Annotated in this window: 14 protein-coding genes; 10 read left to right on the top strand and 4 right to left on the bottom strand. The window is 69.5% G+C overall.

Going from position 1 to position 16108, the window contains the following annotated elements; all coding sequences use genetic code 11:
• The first annotated feature begins 30 nt into the window (after positions 1-30).
• The 3 genes from FV242_RS14790 (at position 31) to FV242_RS14780 (ending at position 5461) form a co-directional block, all read left to right on the top strand.
• Positions 31-2439: a polysaccharide biosynthesis tyrosine autokinase gene (locus FV242_RS14790; RefSeq protein ID WP_147939445.1), complete on the top strand. Its 2409-nt coding sequence runs from the start codon at positions 31-33 to the stop codon at positions 2437-2439.
• Between the two features lie 59 nt (positions 2440-2498).
• Positions 2499-3677, top strand: a complete 1179-nt coding sequence (locus tag FV242_RS14785; RefSeq protein ID WP_147939444.1) for a glycosyltransferase family 4 protein — start codon at positions 2499-2501, stop codon at positions 3675-3677.
• A 956-nt stretch (positions 3678-4633) separates the two neighbouring features.
• Positions 4634-5461: a response regulator transcription factor gene (locus FV242_RS14780; protein WP_147939443.1), complete on the top strand. Its 828-nt coding sequence runs from the start codon at positions 4634-4636 to the stop codon at positions 5459-5461.
• Between the two features lie 104 nt (positions 5462-5565).
• Here the strand turns inward: FV242_RS14780 and FV242_RS14775 are convergent, their stop codons facing one another.
• Positions 5566-6924, bottom strand: a complete 1359-nt coding sequence (locus FV242_RS14775) for a UDP-glucose/GDP-mannose dehydrogenase family protein (RefSeq protein WP_147939442.1) — start codon at positions 6922-6924, stop codon at positions 5566-5568.
• Positions 6925-7244: 320 nt separating this feature from the next.
• On the opposite strand from FV242_RS14775, the gene FV242_RS14770 reads away from it, so the two are divergent.
• Both FV242_RS14770 and FV242_RS14765 read left to right on the top strand, forming a co-directional pair.
• Entirely contained in the window at positions 7245-7466 is a 222-nt protein-coding gene (locus FV242_RS14770; protein ID WP_147906513.1) for a hypothetical protein, read from the top strand.
• A 72-nt stretch (positions 7467-7538) separates the two neighbouring features.
• A complete protein-coding gene (locus FV242_RS14765; RefSeq protein WP_147939441.1) occupies positions 7539-7760 on the top strand; it encodes a hypothetical protein in 222 nt (73 codons plus the stop codon).
• A 154-nt stretch (positions 7761-7914) separates the two neighbouring features.
• Here FV242_RS14765 and FV242_RS14760 read toward each other — a convergent pair whose 3' ends face one another.
• Entirely contained in the window at positions 7915-9612 is a 1698-nt protein-coding gene (locus FV242_RS14760) for a methyl-accepting chemotaxis protein (protein WP_147939440.1), read from the bottom strand.
• A 483-nt stretch (positions 9613-10095) separates the two neighbouring features.
• On the opposite strand from FV242_RS14760, the gene FV242_RS14755 reads away from it, so the two are divergent.
• Together FV242_RS14755 and FV242_RS14750 are read left to right on the top strand one after the other, a co-directional pair.
• Complete coding sequence (locus tag FV242_RS14755; protein ID WP_147906516.1) at positions 10096-10371, top strand: hypothetical protein; 276 nt, start codon at positions 10096-10098, stop codon at positions 10369-10371.
• Between the two features lie 431 nt (positions 10372-10802).
• A complete protein-coding gene (locus FV242_RS14750) occupies positions 10803-11111 on the top strand; it encodes a hypothetical protein (RefSeq protein WP_147906517.1) in 309 nt (102 codons plus the stop codon).
• A gap of 22 nt (positions 11112-11133) precedes the next feature.
• On the opposite strand, the gene FV242_RS14745 is transcribed toward FV242_RS14750, so the two are convergent.
• Positions 11134-12159 carry a glycosyltransferase family 2 protein gene (locus FV242_RS14745; RefSeq protein ID WP_147906518.1) on the bottom strand — a complete coding sequence of 342 codons (1026 nt, stop codon included), beginning with the start codon at positions 12157-12159 and terminating at the stop codon, positions 11134-11136.
• A 200-nt stretch (positions 12160-12359) separates the two neighbouring features.
• Between FV242_RS14745 and FV242_RS14740 the strand changes: the two genes are divergently transcribed.
• A complete protein-coding gene (locus tag FV242_RS14740) occupies positions 12360-13196 on the top strand; it encodes a family 16 glycosylhydrolase (protein ID WP_147906519.1) in 837 nt (278 codons plus the stop codon).
• A gap of 367 nt (positions 13197-13563) precedes the next feature.
• Here FV242_RS14740 and FV242_RS14735 read toward each other — a convergent pair whose 3' ends face one another.
• Positions 13564-14301, bottom strand: coding sequence for a sugar transferase (locus FV242_RS14735; protein WP_147939439.1), 738 nt, complete (start codon positions 14299-14301; stop codon positions 13564-13566).
• Positions 14302-14488: 187 nt separating this feature from the next.
• Here FV242_RS14735 and FV242_RS34560 point away from each other — a divergent pair, with 187 nt between their 5' ends.
• Both FV242_RS34560 and FV242_RS14730 read left to right on the top strand, forming a co-directional pair.
• Positions 14489-14641 (top strand): hypothetical protein, encoded by a 153-nt coding sequence (locus FV242_RS34560; RefSeq protein ID WP_187193450.1) that lies wholly within the window; start codon positions 14489-14491, stop codon positions 14639-14641.
• Positions 14642-15026: 385 nt separating this feature from the next.
• Positions 15027-16106 (top strand): acyltransferase, encoded by a 1080-nt coding sequence (locus FV242_RS14730; RefSeq protein ID WP_147939438.1) that lies wholly within the window; start codon positions 15027-15029, stop codon positions 16104-16106.
• Positions 16107-16108 lie beyond the last annotated feature (2 nt).

Below are 16108 nucleotides of genomic sequence, written 5' to 3'. Positions count from 1 at the left end.
CGCAAACCCCGCCCCGGTGAGGGACACGCCATGAACAGACACTCGACCAGCGCGGCCTTCCTGCGGGCCGACCCCGTGGGCACCGGCGCCGGCAGGCCGTGGCGGGACGCGCCGCGGACGCCCGATCCCGATTCCCAGGTCGCGATCCTGACGATCATGCGGCGGAACTGGCGGTCGATCCTGGCGCTTAGCGGCGTCGGGCTGATCGCCGCGATCATCTACGTCGCCACCGCGCCGTCGATCTACACCGCCAGGGCGCGGGTCTACATCGAGAGCCGGTCGAGCCCGGTCACGGCCCGCGACACGCCCGGCGCCGCGACCCCCCTGGAGATCCCCGAGGTCGAGAGCCAGGTCGAGTACATCCGCTCCGAGAAGATCGCCCTGGCCGCGGTGCACCGGCTCGGCCTGGCGCCGACGCAGGACCTGTCGGTGCCACCGCACCCGCTGGTGGCACGGGTCCGGGAGGGCATCGGCGCGGTCAAGCTGTTCGTCGCCGGCCTGATCGGCCTCTCCCCCGCTCCCAAGCCGGGCGTCGCGGTGGGCCCGGACGAGCGCCAGGCCGCGACCGTGCGGGAGAACCTGGAAGCCGCCCGCATCGGCGCGGCCTACGTCATCGAGGTCGGCTACAGCCTCGACAACCCCACGACCGCGGCCGCCGTCGCCAACGCGGTGGCGGACGCCTACGTGGCCACGCAGCTGGAGAACCGGTCGCAGATCTGGAAGGTCGCCGGCGAGTGGATCCTGCCGCGGCTGAAGGAGATGCAGCAGCGCGCCAGCGCGGCCTCCCGCGAGGCCCAGACCTACAAGGCCGAGCACGCCATCATCGATCTCGGCAAGCGCGGCCTGGTGGGCGAGCAGCAGCTGGAGGAACTCAACACCGCGGTCGCCTCCGCCCGATCCAGGACCGTGGACGCCCGCTCGACCCGCGACCAGATCCGCGCGCTGCTGGCCTCCGATATCGCCGATCCCGGCATCACCGAGGCCTTCAAGGACACGGTGATCATCCAGCTGCGCAAGCAGTATATCGATCTGGTGCAGCGCGCCGACGACCTGCAGCGCCGCCTCGGCCCCGGCCACGACGCGGTCCTGGCGGTCCAGAAGGACGTGCTGGCGGCCAAGCACACCCTGCGCACCGAGCTGGAGCGCCTCGCCGCCTCGCTGGACCGCGACTACGAGGTCGCCAAGGCGCGGGAGACCAGCATGTCGACCACCTTCGACCAGCTGATCTCGAAGACGCTGGTGACCAGCGAGGCGCGGGTCAAGGCGAAGGAGCTCGACCGGGCGGCCGAGACCTACGACCAGATCTACACGAACCTGCTCAGCCGCTACATCGACGCGGTCAACCAGCAATCCTACCCGCAGCCCTCCGCGCACGTGATCACCCCGGCGAGCGTCCCCGAGCGCCCGAGCGCGCCGCGCGGCGGCCTGATCGTGATGCTCGGCATGCTGGTCGGGGCCGGCCTCGGCGTCAGCGGCGCCTTCGCGCGGCACTGGTTCGACCGGACCCTGCGGTCGCCCGGGCAGATCACCGGCCAGGGCCTGTCCTGCCTGGCCGCCCTCCCCGAGCTGCGGCGCGAGCCGGGCTACCGGGCCGCCCTGGCGCTGGCGCAGAGCCACGCCGACGAGGCCCTGCGGCCGGCCAGCGTCGAGGCGTTCAAGGCCGGCGCGGTGCGGTACATGCCGCAATCGATCTTCGTCGAGCGGCTGCACAGCCTGAAGTCGCACCTGATCGGCAACGACCGCCGCGGCCCGGTCTTCGCCATCGGGGTGACCTCGGTGGGGGCCGGCAGCGGCAAGACCACCTTCGCGAGCAACTTCAGCCAGTTGCTGGCCCGGTCGCGCGCAGCCTCCGCGAGCCGGATCCTGCTGATCGACGCCGACGTGCGGCAGGCGACCCTGTCGCGGCTCAGCCAGGCCTCGGACCAGCGCGGGCTCCTCGACGTCCTCGCCGGCCGCTGCTGCGCCGAGGAGGCCGTCCGGCCCCAGCCCGGGGACGTGCGCCTGCTCGCCTGCGGCAGCCTCCACCCGGGCGACCCGCATTTCAGCGACCTGATGACCCCGGAGGCGATCGCCAGCCTGGTCCGCGACGAGCGCACCAACCTCGACCGCATCGTGGTGGACCTGCCCCCAGCCGACGATCTGCCGACCCTGCGGCCGCTCCTCGATATGCTGGACGGGGTGATCCTCGTGGCCGAGGCGGGCAAGACCAACATCGACGACGTGATCGCGGCCGTCCAGGACCTGGAATCGAGCGGCTGCACCGTCCTGGGCGTCGTGCTCAACAAGACGAACGCCACGCCGGCGGTCCGGCGCGGCACCCTGGTGGACGCCCTGGTCCGCCGCGCCGCGGCGATGCGGCCGTCCGCCCAGCCCCGGGTCGCCCGGTCCTGGCGCCGCCGCCCGGGCGCCGAGGCGACGGATGCAGGAGCCTCCGTGTGACGGCGTTTCGCGCGGCGTCGGGTTCGCGGTCGCAAGGAAGGTTGAATGGGCCGCGCGCCATGACGCCGATTGCGCCGGATGCCGCGTTGCCCGGCGCCGGGCCGGTGGGCCGGGTCGCCTTCTTCGGCCACGACCGGATCGAGCCGACGATCCGGAAGCGGGTCGGCGCCATCCGGGAGACCGGCTGGTCGGTGGTCGAGTACATGTTCGTGCGGGCGCGGGTCGGCCTCGCCGATCCCGGGACCGCCGGCGACGTGGTGCCGCTCGGGCAGACCGTGGATCGGCAGTACGGACGGCGTCTCCCGATGCTCGCGCTCGCGATCGTCCGGGCGCTCGCCCGGTGGCGGGACCTGCGCGCCGCGGACGTGGTCTACGTGCGCAACCTCGACATGGCGCTGGTGGCCTGGGCCTCGACCCGGCTCGCGGGCAGCCGGGCGCCTCTGGTCTACGAGGTGCTCGACATCCAGCGCCTGATGGTGCGGCCGGACCGGGTCGGACGGGTCGCCCGGGCGGTGGAGCGCTGGATCCTGGGCCGCAGTGCGCTGCTGGTCGTTAGCGCGCCGGACTTCGTGGGCCGCTACTTCGGGCCGGTCCAGGGTTTTTCGGGCCCCTGGCACCTCCTCGAGAACAAGGTCATGGCGCACCGCCTCGCCGAGGTGGCGCACCGGATCGACCGCGACCGCAGCGCCGGGCCGCCCTGGGTCATCGGCTGGTTCGGCACGCTGCGCTGCCGCCGGAGCCTGACCATCCTGGCGGCGGTGGCGCAGGCGCTGGGCGACGCGGTGCGGGTCGTGATCGCCGGCCGGCTCTCCGAGGAGGATATCGACCCGCAGGCCTTCGCGGAGACGCTGCGCCGGCATCCGAACATGTCGTTCCGCGGCCCCTACGCCAATCCGGAGGAGCTGCCCGACATCTACGGCGGCGTCCACTTCAGCTGGGCGGTCGATTACTTGGATGACGGCCTCAACTCGGACTGGCTGCTGCCGAACCGGCTCTACGAGGGCGGCCTGTGCGGGGCGCTGACGCTCGCGCGCGCCGAGACCGCCACGGGCCGCTACGCGGTGGCCGAGCAGCTCGGGTGGGCCTTCCCGGAACCGCTCGAGGACGCCGTCATCGCGTTCCTGCGCGGCCTCGACGGGGCGACCTACGCGGCGATGCACGGCGGGCTCGCTACCCGGGCGATCACGGACTTCGTCGACGTCCACGGCATGCGCGACCTGCTGGCCCGGGTCGCCTGATTGGTTTTCTCGCGCGCCGCGGCGATTTACGCCGCGCCGCCGGACGCGGGCTGGGGCCGGATTCGGGCGCATCGTCTCCGCCCCGCGACCGGGCGCTGACGGACTCACACATCCGGTGGTGCGCGACGGCCGCACGAGGAAGCGCGGATCCTCGCCCGTTGCGGGAAATGGGGCCTGTCGCGCTCTGAAAGCGAGACTGCCTCGAGCCTGTGGGGCCCGCAGCGGACGGGCACGCCCGGATCGGGGGGCGCCGGTTACGTAGTTCCGACAGGCGCCCCGCGCGGGGGCGAATCGATCGGCTCAGGATGCGGCGTGCCGGCCACCGAAAGCCCTGATTCGGGGGTGATTCGCCATCGGACCGGCGGTTCGAGCCTCCAAACCGTCATCATATCTACAAAATCAGTCCATCAACTCAGTTTCAGCGGCGAAAACTGGATTCGCCACCGTGCTGGAGCGCGAGATAGGCGGGGCAATTAGACATCAGTCGAATAGGCTAAACAATTTGGCCAAGGCCGCATCCGGTGACGGAATCCGATCCCCGAACCGGCAGGCCGCCGAGGCGGAAATAGCCGCCGCGACATTTCAATTCTTTGGTTGCCAAAAACTTGCGATCGACCGCCTGGATACGGTCGATCGACCGCAATGAACCGGGCCAGACACCAGAAGATCGCACGGATGCAGGACGAGATCTACGATCCGGATCGGCGGCCACTGCATCAGTAGCTACGTACGTAGTTTGTGACTGTTTTGATATGCGTTGAAATTTAATCAACCCGGAGCAGATAGGGTATTTACAGCCGATTTTACGAAAGTTAGCATTATATCCACGGTCATCGAGAGCCTTTCAATAAGGCGCCGAACAGACCGCCATCCGCTAGTGTCATGTCGACGGCGAGTTCGTGGGTTTCCACGCCCTCGCCTGACAACGGGCTTCCTGCGAAAGGAGGTAATTTCCTATGGCCAGTCTTGGTACTCGAGACGAGCGCGTCATCGTCGAGCGGGATAGTCCCAGGAGCCGCAGCGGCTTTCCGGGAGCGCAGGGCGGTGACGGTTCGGCCGTCATCGAGCAGCGGGACCCGACCCTGGTCCGCACGAACCGCATCGTGATCATCGATCGCCGGCAACTCGTCGGTCGATGCCTGGCCGCATCCCTCCGGGAGGCCGACAAGGACACCGTGTTCGAGGTGTTCCCGGACATCGAGTCGTGGAAGCGCCAGACCCCGTTCGCGGCCGCCAACGTGGTCGTGCTGTGCCGGCCGGACGGCAACCTGTCGGAGACCGAGTGGGCCGAGGTCACCCGGGAGCTGGCCCTGCTGCAGGGCGAGGTCGACGCGCCCCCGGTCGCGGTCATCTCGGACGGGGAAAACCTCGACCAGATCGTGCGGACCATCAAGCTCGGGGTGAAGGGCTACATCCCGACGACGACCTCGGTCGACATCGCCCTGCAGGCGCTCCAGCTCGTCCAGGCGGGCGGCGTCTACATCCCGGCGGAGTGCCTGTTCCCACTTCTCGCCAGCATCAAGGTCGAGGAGCCGGTCGAGCCCGGCGAGGACGAGATCTTCTCACCGCGCCAGCTCTGCGTCGCCCGGGCCCTGCGCAAGGGCACGCCGAACAAGATCATCGCCTACGAGCTGAACATGTGCGAGAGCACGGTGAAGGTTCACGTCCGCAACATCATGAAGAAGCTGAAGGCGAAGAACCGCACCGAGGTCGCGTACCTGACCAACAAGTACTTCCTGCGCGAGGATTCGAGCCTGGCCGCCGTGAAGGCCCCGGCGGCCTGAACGCCGCCCGGCCGCGCCGGCCCCGACAGAGCGCCGTGCCCGATCCATCCGCGATCTGGCACGGCGCTCTGTTTTGAGCCGGACCGCCCCGCAGGGCGGCCGCCTCAGCCGACAGCCAGCAGCGGCCGGGCCGCGGGCTCGACCCGGGGCGCGGCAGGCTCCTCGGCGCGGCCGACGCTGGTATAGGCGAACCCGTGCAGCCGGGCCTCCTCGGGCCGGTAGACGTTGCGCAGATCGACCAGGACCGGAATGCGCATCGTGGCGTGGAGCCGCGGCAGGTCCAGCGCCCGGAACGCGTTCCACTCGGTGACGATCACCAGGGCGTCCGCACCCTCCGCGCACGCGTAGGCATCCTGCGCGAAGTCCACGCCCGGCAGGAGCGGCCGGGCCTGCTCCATGCCCTCCGGGTCGTAGGCGCGGACATGGGCGCCGGCATCCTGCAGGCCGGCCACGATCGCGAGGGCGGGCGCATCGCGCATGTCGTCGGTGTTCGGCTTGAAGGTCAGCCCCAGCACCGCGATCGTCTTGCCGCGGACCCCGCCGCACGCCTTGATGACCTTGCGGGCCATGCCGCGCTTCCTCTGGTCGTTGACCGCGACCACGGTCTCGACCAGCCGCAGCGGCGTCCCCGCATCCTGGGCGGTCTTGACCAGAGCCAGCGTATCCTTGGGGAAGCACGAGCCGCCGTAGCCCGGCCCCGCATGCAGGAACTTGCCGCCGATCCGGTTGTCGAGGCCCATGCCACGGGCGACCTGCTGCACGTCGGCGCCGACCTGCTCGCACAGGTCGGCGATCTCGTTGATGAAGGTGATCTTGGCGGCCAGGAACGCGTTGGCGGCGTATTTCGTCAGCTCGGCGGTGCGCCGCGACGTCACCAGGATCGGCGCCTCGTTGAGGTAGAGCGGCCGGTAGACCTCGCGCATCACGGCCTCGGCCCGGGGATCCTCGGTGCCGACGACGATCCGGTCCGGGCGCTTGAAGTCGGAGATCGCCGCGCCCTCGCGCAGGAATTCCGGGTTCGACACCACGGCGAAGTCGGCGTCCGGCCGCAATTCGCGGATGATGCGCTCGACCTCGTCGCCGGTGCCCACCGGGACCGTCGACTTCGTCACCACCACGGTGAAGCGGGTCAGCGCCCGGGCGATGCTGCGGGCCGCCTGGTACACGAAAGAGAGGTCGGCGAAGCCGTCGCCGCGTCGCGAGGGGGTCCCCACCGCGATGAACACCGCGTCGGCCTCCGCGACGGCGAGCTCCAGGTCGGCGACGAAGGACAGCCGGCCCTGGCGGACGTTCTCCGCCACGAGGGCACCGAGCTCGGGCTCGTAGATCGGGATCTGCCCGGCATTCAGTGCATCGATCCGGTCGCGGTTGGTGTCGACGCACACGACGCTGTGGCCGAAATCGGCCAGGCACGCCCCGGAGACCAGCCCGACATAGCCCGACCCGACCATCGTGATGTTCATGCTCGCCTCGTCGCACCGCGCGCCCTGTGAGTCCGGTCTACGGCGGCGGCGGCGGGGCGGCACCTCATGACTTAGGCGTAGGGCCGGTCGGCGGGACGGGGTACGGGCGCGGTCGCGGGGCTGCCCGGCCCCAAGGCCGGCCGGATACCTCGCTAGGCTTAGGTCCGGCCGCTCCCGCGGTGTTCCCCGGCCACGCAAGAGACCAGGCAGCCTAAAAGCTAAGTCTTTTTCCCTTCTATTAGGCCGGATCTCATGGGGTTTAGACGGAGACGATCGCAGGGACGAACTCTCTCGGGAATTTTCGCAGGGGGAGAGCCCGTTTGGCCGCACGCTTCTACTTCGAGCTTGCCAACGCCGAGATCACGCTCCACGACCCGACGGGCGTCGAGGCCACCGACCTCGAGGAAGCCCTGTTCGAAGCGCGCAGCGTCATCGCCGAGATGGCCGACGAGATCGCCGACGCGCATCCGGGGCCGCCCTGGACCCTGCTGGTGCGGGACGAGGCCGGATGGCTGGTCGGGCGCTTTCCGATCCGCAAATGACCGGACGCGCGGCCTTTACCGGTTGTTAACCCTTCGTTCGGAGGATCGAGACGCCTTCGATCAGGGACAACCATGGCCAGACCGACGTCCTCGCCCGATCCGCGCGTCGCCGCGCTGGCCGACGCCACCGCCGCCGGCCTGGCGCAAGCCGCACAGGCCCTGGCGGAGCGCGGCGATCCCGAGACCGCCGAGACCCTGCGCGCGATGGCGCGGCACAACCGGGTCGCGGCGCTCAAGCTGCGGACGATGCGGGGCGTGGCGCAGGACCGGATGGGCCTGGCGCGTACCGCCTGAACCCGGGCGATCCGATCGTCCGGACGACTGCTCTCCAGCACTCCCGCACGACGGATCGGGCCGGACGCCCCTCCCTGCGGGGAAGGGCGTCCCGGCGGGGCGATGGGTGAGGGACAGCGTCGGCGGCCTGCGGCGCTCGAACCGGCGGGAGCCGTCACGCCGCGCGCATGGTGGCCAGCAAGCGGTCGACCTCGGCGGTGAGACGCTCGGACTGGCGTGACAGGCCTGTCGCGGCCGAGAGCACCTTGCCGGCGGCTTCCCCGGTCTGCTCGGAAGCACCCGCGACACCGACGATGTTGCCGGTGACCTCCCGGGTCCCGGCGGTGGCCTGGGCGATGTTGCGCACGATCTCCTGGGTCGCCGCGCCCTGCTGCTCGACCGCGGCGGCGATCGAGCTCGCCACCCCGTTCAACTCACGGATCCGGTTGGTGATCGTGCCGATCGCGCCGACGGCCTCGCCGGTGACGCCCTGGATCCGGCCGATCTGGCTGGCGATCTCCTCGGTCGCCTTGGCGGTCTGGCCGGCCAGCTCCTTCACCTCGGAGGCCACGACGGCGAAGCCACGGCCCGCCTCGCCGGCGCGGGCAGCCTCGATCGTGGCGTTGAGCGCCAGCAGGTTGGTCTGGCTGGCGATCGCCGAGATCGTCTGCACCACGTCGCCAATCCGCGTGGCCGCCGCACTCAGCTCGGCAACCAGGGCGGCGGTCTGGTCGGCCTCGCCGACGGCCCGCTGGGCCAGATCGGTGGACCCCTGCACCTGCCGGCCGATCTCCTGGATGGAACCACCGAGTTCCTTGGTGGCGGCCGCGACCGTGTTGACGTTGGCGGCCGCTTCCTCGGCCGCCATCGCCACCGCGCCGGATTGGGTGCCGGCCTCCTGGGCGATGTCCGTCATCGCCCGGGCGGTGACTTGCAGCTCCGTGGCCGAGGACGCGACCTGATCGACGATGCCGGCGACCGCCTGCTCGAAGCCCTGGGCCAGGTCCAGCCGGGCGCGCCGGCGCGCCGCGGAGGCCGCGGCATCGGCGGCCAGCTTGTGCTCGGCTTCCTCGGCCGCGCTGCGGGCGACGCTCTCCTTGATGCGCTCGACCGCGCGCCCGACCGCACCGATCTCGTCGCCACGGCGCGCCTCCGCGATGACCGCGTCGATCTCGCCTTTCGCCATCCGCTGCAGGACGGCCACGAGGCTGCCGAGGGGCCGGGTCACACCGAACACGATGATGGCGCCCGAGAGGGCCAGGGCGGCGAGCAGCCCCGCCGCGGCCGAGCCGATCAGGACCAGCCGCGCCTGCTTGGCCGCGGCCTCGGTGGCGTTCTTCCCGTCGGAGAGGCGGGCATCGACCCGCCCCTCGTAGACCCGCGCGGTCCGGTCGAACCGCTTCGCGACCTGCTGGCTCGTCCCCATGGCCAGCTGCGTGGCGGCGGCCTGATCGTTCTTCAGCGCGAGCGCGTTGGATCTGTCGAGGACATCGTAATACTCGCGCGTGATCGTACCGATCTCGAGCAGCAGGTCCCGCACCTCCTTCTTCAGCGCGCCCTCGGCGAGCGTCGCGATATCGTCCGCTGTGCCCTTCACCGCATCGCGATACGCCTTCTCGAAGTCGGACATCTCGTTCTGCGGCTGACCGATGATGATCGCGCGGTTCATGAGGCCGGCGGTCTGCACGTTCTGCCGGACCCGCGCGAACGCCTCCAACCGCGCGACGTAATAATCCACCAACACGTGGTTACGCTCGGTGACATCCCCCAACATACTGAGCGTATAATAGATCGTTCCAACGCTCACGAGCGCCATGATTAAGATCGGCACAAACATCTTGTGCAGTATTCTTAAGCGTTCGAAGATTTTCATATGGAAAGATTCTCTAACCCGGCATTGTGCCGACCTTAAAAACGTGCCCTGAAATTAATCAAGTGGGTTGACATGATCATTTGTTACGTACCAGTATATAAAAAAATTTACCGGCAGATCTGAATCATATAACTTTACACAAGAACGTCCATCGTTTCGGATCATAAATTCTAATAGTGCGGGTGATCGAACCATATTTCGGGCTGGCTGAGAAATTGAGGTGTTAAATCTTATGATGACGGTCCAGCCACTTGGCACACACGCACAAGGCGGCTGCGCATCGCGCATACTTGGGCCCGACGTCATCCAGCGGCCACACGAGGAACAGTATCCGGCCGGCTTGCAAGCGATCAACAGCTAAAAATTCAATAAAAGCACCCGCACAAGTGTTTTTGCTGATTGTTTACACCCGAACAGCCTGGTAGATTTGCAAGATAGAGCTTGACAAGGAACTCACGCGCCGTGCCCCCGACAGACAGCGAGATGAGCGCCGGCCTCGCGCTCGACATGGTCGGTCGCGCCTATCTCGCCCTGGCCCTCCTCTACGAGACAGCGCACCCGGGCGAGTTCGATGGCGTCCAGCAGAAGATTCGCGCGTTCGTCGAAGACAATTTCCGTATCATCCAGGAGACCAGCGGCCGCGAGACCCTGGCGGCGGGAACGGTCGAAGGCGCGGCTCACCTTGTGAACGGCGTCCTGCTCGAGGTCGAAAGCAAGATCGCGACGATGATCCGGCCGACCCGATACATGCGTGGCTGAGCCGCGCGCGGGACACGACGGGGTGCCATCGAATCGTACCGGGCCGATCGACCGCGCCCGCTGAGGCCTGCCTTCGGGTGTGGACAGAGCCATACAGAATGGGGACGATCCCGCGCCCCTCCCCGCACGCGGACGCCTCGAAGAAGCCCTCCGGCCGGCTGCGCGAACGCAAAGGCCTGCGCTTCGCTCCCTCACCCCCGGATGACGGGAGTGGGGTGGAACCGCGCCAACCCGGACCAGGCGAGCCTCCGCTCTGTACCGCGCACGGGGTATCCGAAGGCCGAATACCGGACTGTTGCAGTTGAGCCATGAGGCCGCGCTAAATCTCTCACCACGCTAGGGCGGCGACACTGGCCCTAGCTTGAAGCATCGACAGTGTTAACGGAGCATGTTAGTCCCCAACTAGGGATGGAAACAAGATTATCGGCGCGATGAAGATCAGCGATGATTGTGACCAGGGCTCACGTAGTGCGGATGTTGCACTCGAGGTTTTGGCGCGAGCCTATCATGCCCTGGCAGTCGTCTATGAACTCTCGAACCCCGGCGCCTACCTGGCACTTCATGGAAAGATGATGCCGTACCTGCTGGACAGTTTCCGGAACGCCGAGGCGGCGCGGACCGGCGATCCGCACACCACCGCGTTGTTCAGCGCCGCGCTGGAGCGGGTCCGCTGCGCGCTGGACGACGTCCAGTGCGACGTGTCGGCCGTCCGGCCCCGGAGCGGCGAGCGCGATCACTGACGAAGCCGGCGGCGGCGCGTTCTCAGGGCGCCGGCCGCAGGCGCTCGCTCGGCCCGAGCAGCAGGCGCGGAGCCGTATCCCCGGTCGCGGCACGGTTCGGGATCAGCCGGGCCAGCTTGGCCTCCAGGGTCTCGGACGCGATGTGCCGCCAGGCCCGCGGGGCGTACAGCAGTTCGCGCAGGGCCGCCGCGTAGCCGTGCGAGCGCCGGCGGTCGAGGACGCGCCGGTGCTGCCATTTCCGCATCGTGGCGTCGCGATGGGACCGCAGGGCCTTGCGGGCGCCCGGCGCGAGGTCCGGACGGGCCAGCATCGTCTCGTCGAACGCGATGATCGCCGCGAGGTCCTCGGTCCGGTGCTGCGCACTCAACGAATCCGCGCGCTCGACCGCCACGTAGCCGCATGGCGCCGTGACGGCGAACACGGCGCCCGCCGCCAGGGCCTCGACGTAGAGGGCGTAATCCTCTCCGAGGCGCAGCCGGGCGTCGTAGCGCAGGCCGTGGCGCTGCAGGAACGAGCGCCGCATGATCGGCTTGAGGAACCCGAGTTCCCGCCGGTGCTCGCCCGCGCGTCCGATGTTGCCGGAGACGAACCCCGCGAGCGACAGCAATTGTGGCCGGCCGGGCCCCGTCACGAGGCTCCCGGCCGCGGCCGCCGCGCTCCCCCGGACCAGGATGATGTCGTCGGCGATCAGGTCCCAGCTGCGGGGGGCCGACAGCAGGCGGCCCAGGCGCCCGTCCAGGAAAGTGTCGTCGGCATCGAGGACGCAGAGCAGCCGCGCGGTCGCCACCGCCAGCGCCGCGTTGCGGGCAGCGGCCGGTCCGGCGTTGCGCGTCAGCCGGAGCAGCTTCAGCCGGCCGGTCCCGTCACCGGCGGCCTCGGCGGCCGCGCTGGTCCGGTCCGTCGAGGCATCGTCGACGACGATGACCTCGGCGACCTCCGGCTGGCGCAACGCCGAGGCGACCGCGGTCGCGATGGTGGCCTCGGCGTTGCGCGCCGCGATGATGACGCAGACATCCGCTCCGTCGCTCTGGGCCTGGACGCTTCGCACCGGACGACTCCGAAGACTCCCCGCCCGGCAGGGGCCGGACGGCCATCCCGCACCGTAGGCGGCCCGCGCGCGGCACGCGACATCGTCCAAAAGGAGGGCGCGGGCGCCGGATCCGCTCGTCCGAAAGATCACCGCCGCCGCGGCCGGACGCGCCGATACTGCGCCGGAATCCGTGAACCGGCCAAAGCGAGACGATGAGCATGACGAGACCGCGCCGCCCGATCCGCACCGGCTGCCTGGCCGCGGCCCTGTTGCTGCCGGTCCTGCCGGTCGCGGCCGGGGACGATCCCGCCCCGGCTTCCGGCGACGCGCCGGCGTTCCGGGGCGGCGGCTCCTTCGTGGAGACCTTCGCGACCCTCGGCGATCGACGCTGGTACGTGGCCGACGGCTGGGTCAACGGCGACTTCCAGAAGTGCACGTGGTCGCGCCAGCGCGTGCAGATCCCCAGCCCCGGGGCGCTGACCCTCACCCTGGCCGACAGCCCCTACAAGGAGCGCGCCTTCAGCTGCGCGGAGATCCAGACCAAGGAGCGCTACGGCTACGGCACCTACGAGGTCCGGATGCGGCCAGGCGCGGCCTCCGGCCTGGTCTCGGCGTTCTTCACCTATAACGGCCCGGACGACGGCGACCGCCGGACGAACGACGAGATCGATTTCGAATTCTTGGGCAAGGACACGAAGGGCGTCCAGCTCAACTACTTCACCGGCGGTACCGGCCAGCACGAGAGCGTCGAGGCGCTGGGCTTCGACGCCGCGACGACCATGGCCGACTACGCGCTCGAATGGCTACCCGACCGGATCCGCTGGTCGGTCAACGGCCGGCTGCTGCGTGAAGTGCGGGCTGCGCCCGACCGGCCGATCCCGTCGCATCCCGGGAAGATCATGCTCAGCATCTGGACGGGCCAGGGCCGCGACTTCGAATCGTGGCTCGGGCCGGCCACCTATCCGGGACAGCCGGTCTCGGCCGCCTTCGAGCGCGTCGCCTTCACCAAGCTGGGCGACCCGTGCGGCTTCAAGGGCTCGATCGTCTGCCGGTAGGGCGGCACGACGCCGCCGGCTTATCGCGGAACCCTAACGAAACATTAACCTTGTCCCCCGCACGTTCACGATTGCGGTCACTACGGGGCCAAGTTTGATGTCCGGGTTCAGCCTTCTCATCGCTGTGTATGCGGTCGGCTTCGTGGAGTTCTGGCGCCTCTGCGTCGTGGCGCCCCTGGACCAGGACGACCCGGCCTGAGGGCCTGCCCGACCCGACGCAGCCCACACCCGACGCCGAGAGCCGTCCCGGATCGCGTTGCAATCGCCAACAGCTCTCAGCCCTTGATGCAACGCGCTCGCTGACGCCAAACCGGGATCCACCTCGGCGGCGAGCGCTCTCGCGGCGTCCCGTCGTCGGCTCGCGGCGCTACTTGCTGCCGCGCTGGGCCAGCACCGCCGGAATGGTGCGCAGCATGATCGCGAGATCCCGGCGCAGGCTCCAGCGGCTGGCGTAGTCCAGGTCGAGGGCGACGCGCTCGGCGTAGCTGGTGTCGGAGCGGCCCGAGACCTGCCACAGACCGGTGACCCCGGGCGGCACGGAGAAGCAGAGCGTGAACGCCGTCCCGTAGCGGACGACCTCCCCCTGCACGATCGGGCGCGGGCCGACCAGGCTCATCTCGCCGCGCAGCACGTTCCAGAGCTGCGGCAGTTCGTCGAGCGAGGTCTTGCGCAGCACCTGGCCCAGGGTGGTCACCCGGGGATCCCGGGTAAGCTTGTGGGTCGCCTCCCACTCGGCCCGGGCCTCGGGATGCGCCGCCAGGTGCGCGGCCAGGACCGCGTCGCCGTTCGCGATCATGGACCGGAACTTCAGGCACCCGAACGGACGCCCGTTCCGGCCGAGCCGCCGATGCCGGAAGATCGGCGCGTGGCCGTCGCTGGCCCAGATCAACAGGGCGATGAACAGGAGCAGCGGCAGCAGCAGACACAGGGCCGTCAACGCCACCCCGGTATCGAGCGTGCGCTTGGTGGCCCAGCCGAGCCGGAGCCCGAAGCGCGCTGGAGAAGCCGTCGGCAGCGTCATGACCAACGCTTCGTTGATCGTCTCGACCATATGGTGCGGCGACGACGGGGTGATGGAGGTCGGGGTCCCAACCGGACGCAGCATGGCGGCGGCTCCTCACTCGGTGCGAAAGGTGGATGCGACAGTGCGAGATGCGATCGAAACCCGCGGGCCGGTGCGGCCGGGACGGGGACAATATTTGACACGCGAAAGTCTTGAGCCGTTGGCAGAGCGGAAAACTTGCGGGATAAAGCCGGGGCAGGACCACCGAATCACCAGTGGAGATAAGTAATTGCTGGTCCTTCTGGTCTTTGCTGCGCTGATCGGGGGCGCGATCGGTTTCGCGGTGGGCCTGCTGCAGGGCTGGCTGGTCGCGTTGCTGGCGGCCCAGGCCGGAGCCGCGATCGGCGTGGGCCTCGTGGTCCTGCTCGGGATGCGTCGGTGAGCGCCCCGGCCGGGCGGAGCCCCGAATCCGCGCCGCGTGCGGCGGGCCCCCGGGACGGCCTGTGGCATGGCGTGGCGCGAGACATCGCGCTGCACGGCATCGCGTCGTCTGCAAACCGGTGCGTGTGAGCGATGACCGTTCACATCAGTGTTCCACCCGGAATCGGACGGGCCATCGCGACCATACCCCACTTCGATATTGTTAAACAACCCTAAACACGAAGGGTCTAAGGCCGAATACAGCAATGCGGCAGATGTTCAGGCGACCCGGCCTACGCCGATCGAGGTAGGCCGCCCCCCGCGTCCGGCCGGCCTAGACCGGGCGCTCGATCCGCTTCGACCGCGCCCGCGCGGCGGGACGGGCTCCGGCATCGGACGAGGCGTGCATGGTCCCGGCAGAGCGCCGCATCATCGGGTTCGACGGCCTGCGGGCGGTGGCCTTCCTGATGGTCTTCGTCAGCCACAAGGCGCCGAGCCCGCGCACCGAGGCGCTGGGCAGCGCCGGGGTCTGGCTGTTCTTCGTGCTGAGCGGCTTCCTGATCGTCCGCATCCTGGCGGCGGCCCGCGGGCGCATCGAGGCCGGCGCGGCGACGCCGATGGACAGCCTGCTTGCGTTCTACCGGAACCGGCTCGCCCGCATCGTGCCAGTGTATTACGTCTTCCTGTTCGTGCTCTACACCACCCGACTGGGCGGCCCGCTGAACCTCGGCGACGACGCGTTCAAGTTTTCGACGTGGCTGTACCTGACCAACGTCTATATCGAGCGGAACGGCTGGGGGACGGAGCTGGGCCATCTCTGGAGCCTGGCCGTCGAGCAGCAGTTCTACCTGCTGTTCGCGCCGGCGGCCCTGTTCCTGCCCCGGCGCCGTCTCGGGGCGCTGTGCGGCGCGCTCGTGGGCGCCAGCGTGCTGATGCACGTCGCCCTGTGGTCGGCCGGCGCCTGGCCGGTGAGCTTCGACGTCGACACGGTGGCCAATCTCGGGCTGATCGCCCTGGGGGGTCTGGCCGGCCTGCGCACGCAGCCCCTGCCGGGCTGGCTCCGGAGTGACGCCGCCCTGCTCGGCGCGCTCGCCCTGTTCCTGGCCCTGCCGCTGCTGGCCGGGGAGACCGGCCGGTGGCTGATCCTCGGGCGGCTCAGCGGGGTCCTGGCGGCGCTCGTCCTGCTCCAGATCGTCCAATCCCCGGGCAACCGCATCGTCGCGCTGCTGGACACGGCCTGGCTGCGCCGGATCGGCGTCATCAGCTACGCCGCCTACCTGTTCCACGTGCCCCTGCACGCGGAGCAGGTGCTGGCAGCCGTCGGCCTGCATCTAGCCGGGCCGCGCTCGGTCACCCTCGCGCTCGACCTGGCACTGACCCTGCTCCTGGCGGAAGCGTCGTGGCGGCTCCTCGAATCCCCGGCCCGCCGGATCCTGCGGAGCCCGCCCCGGGCGGCCCGGCGTCCCGCGTTGATCCATCCGCTGTAGAC

This window comes from Methylobacterium sp. WL64 (assembly GCF_008039945.1).
Classification (GTDB): domain Bacteria; phylum Pseudomonadota; class Alphaproteobacteria; order Rhizobiales; family Beijerinckiaceae; genus Methylobacterium.
This window is presented reverse-complemented; position numbering and strand designations above follow the sequence as displayed.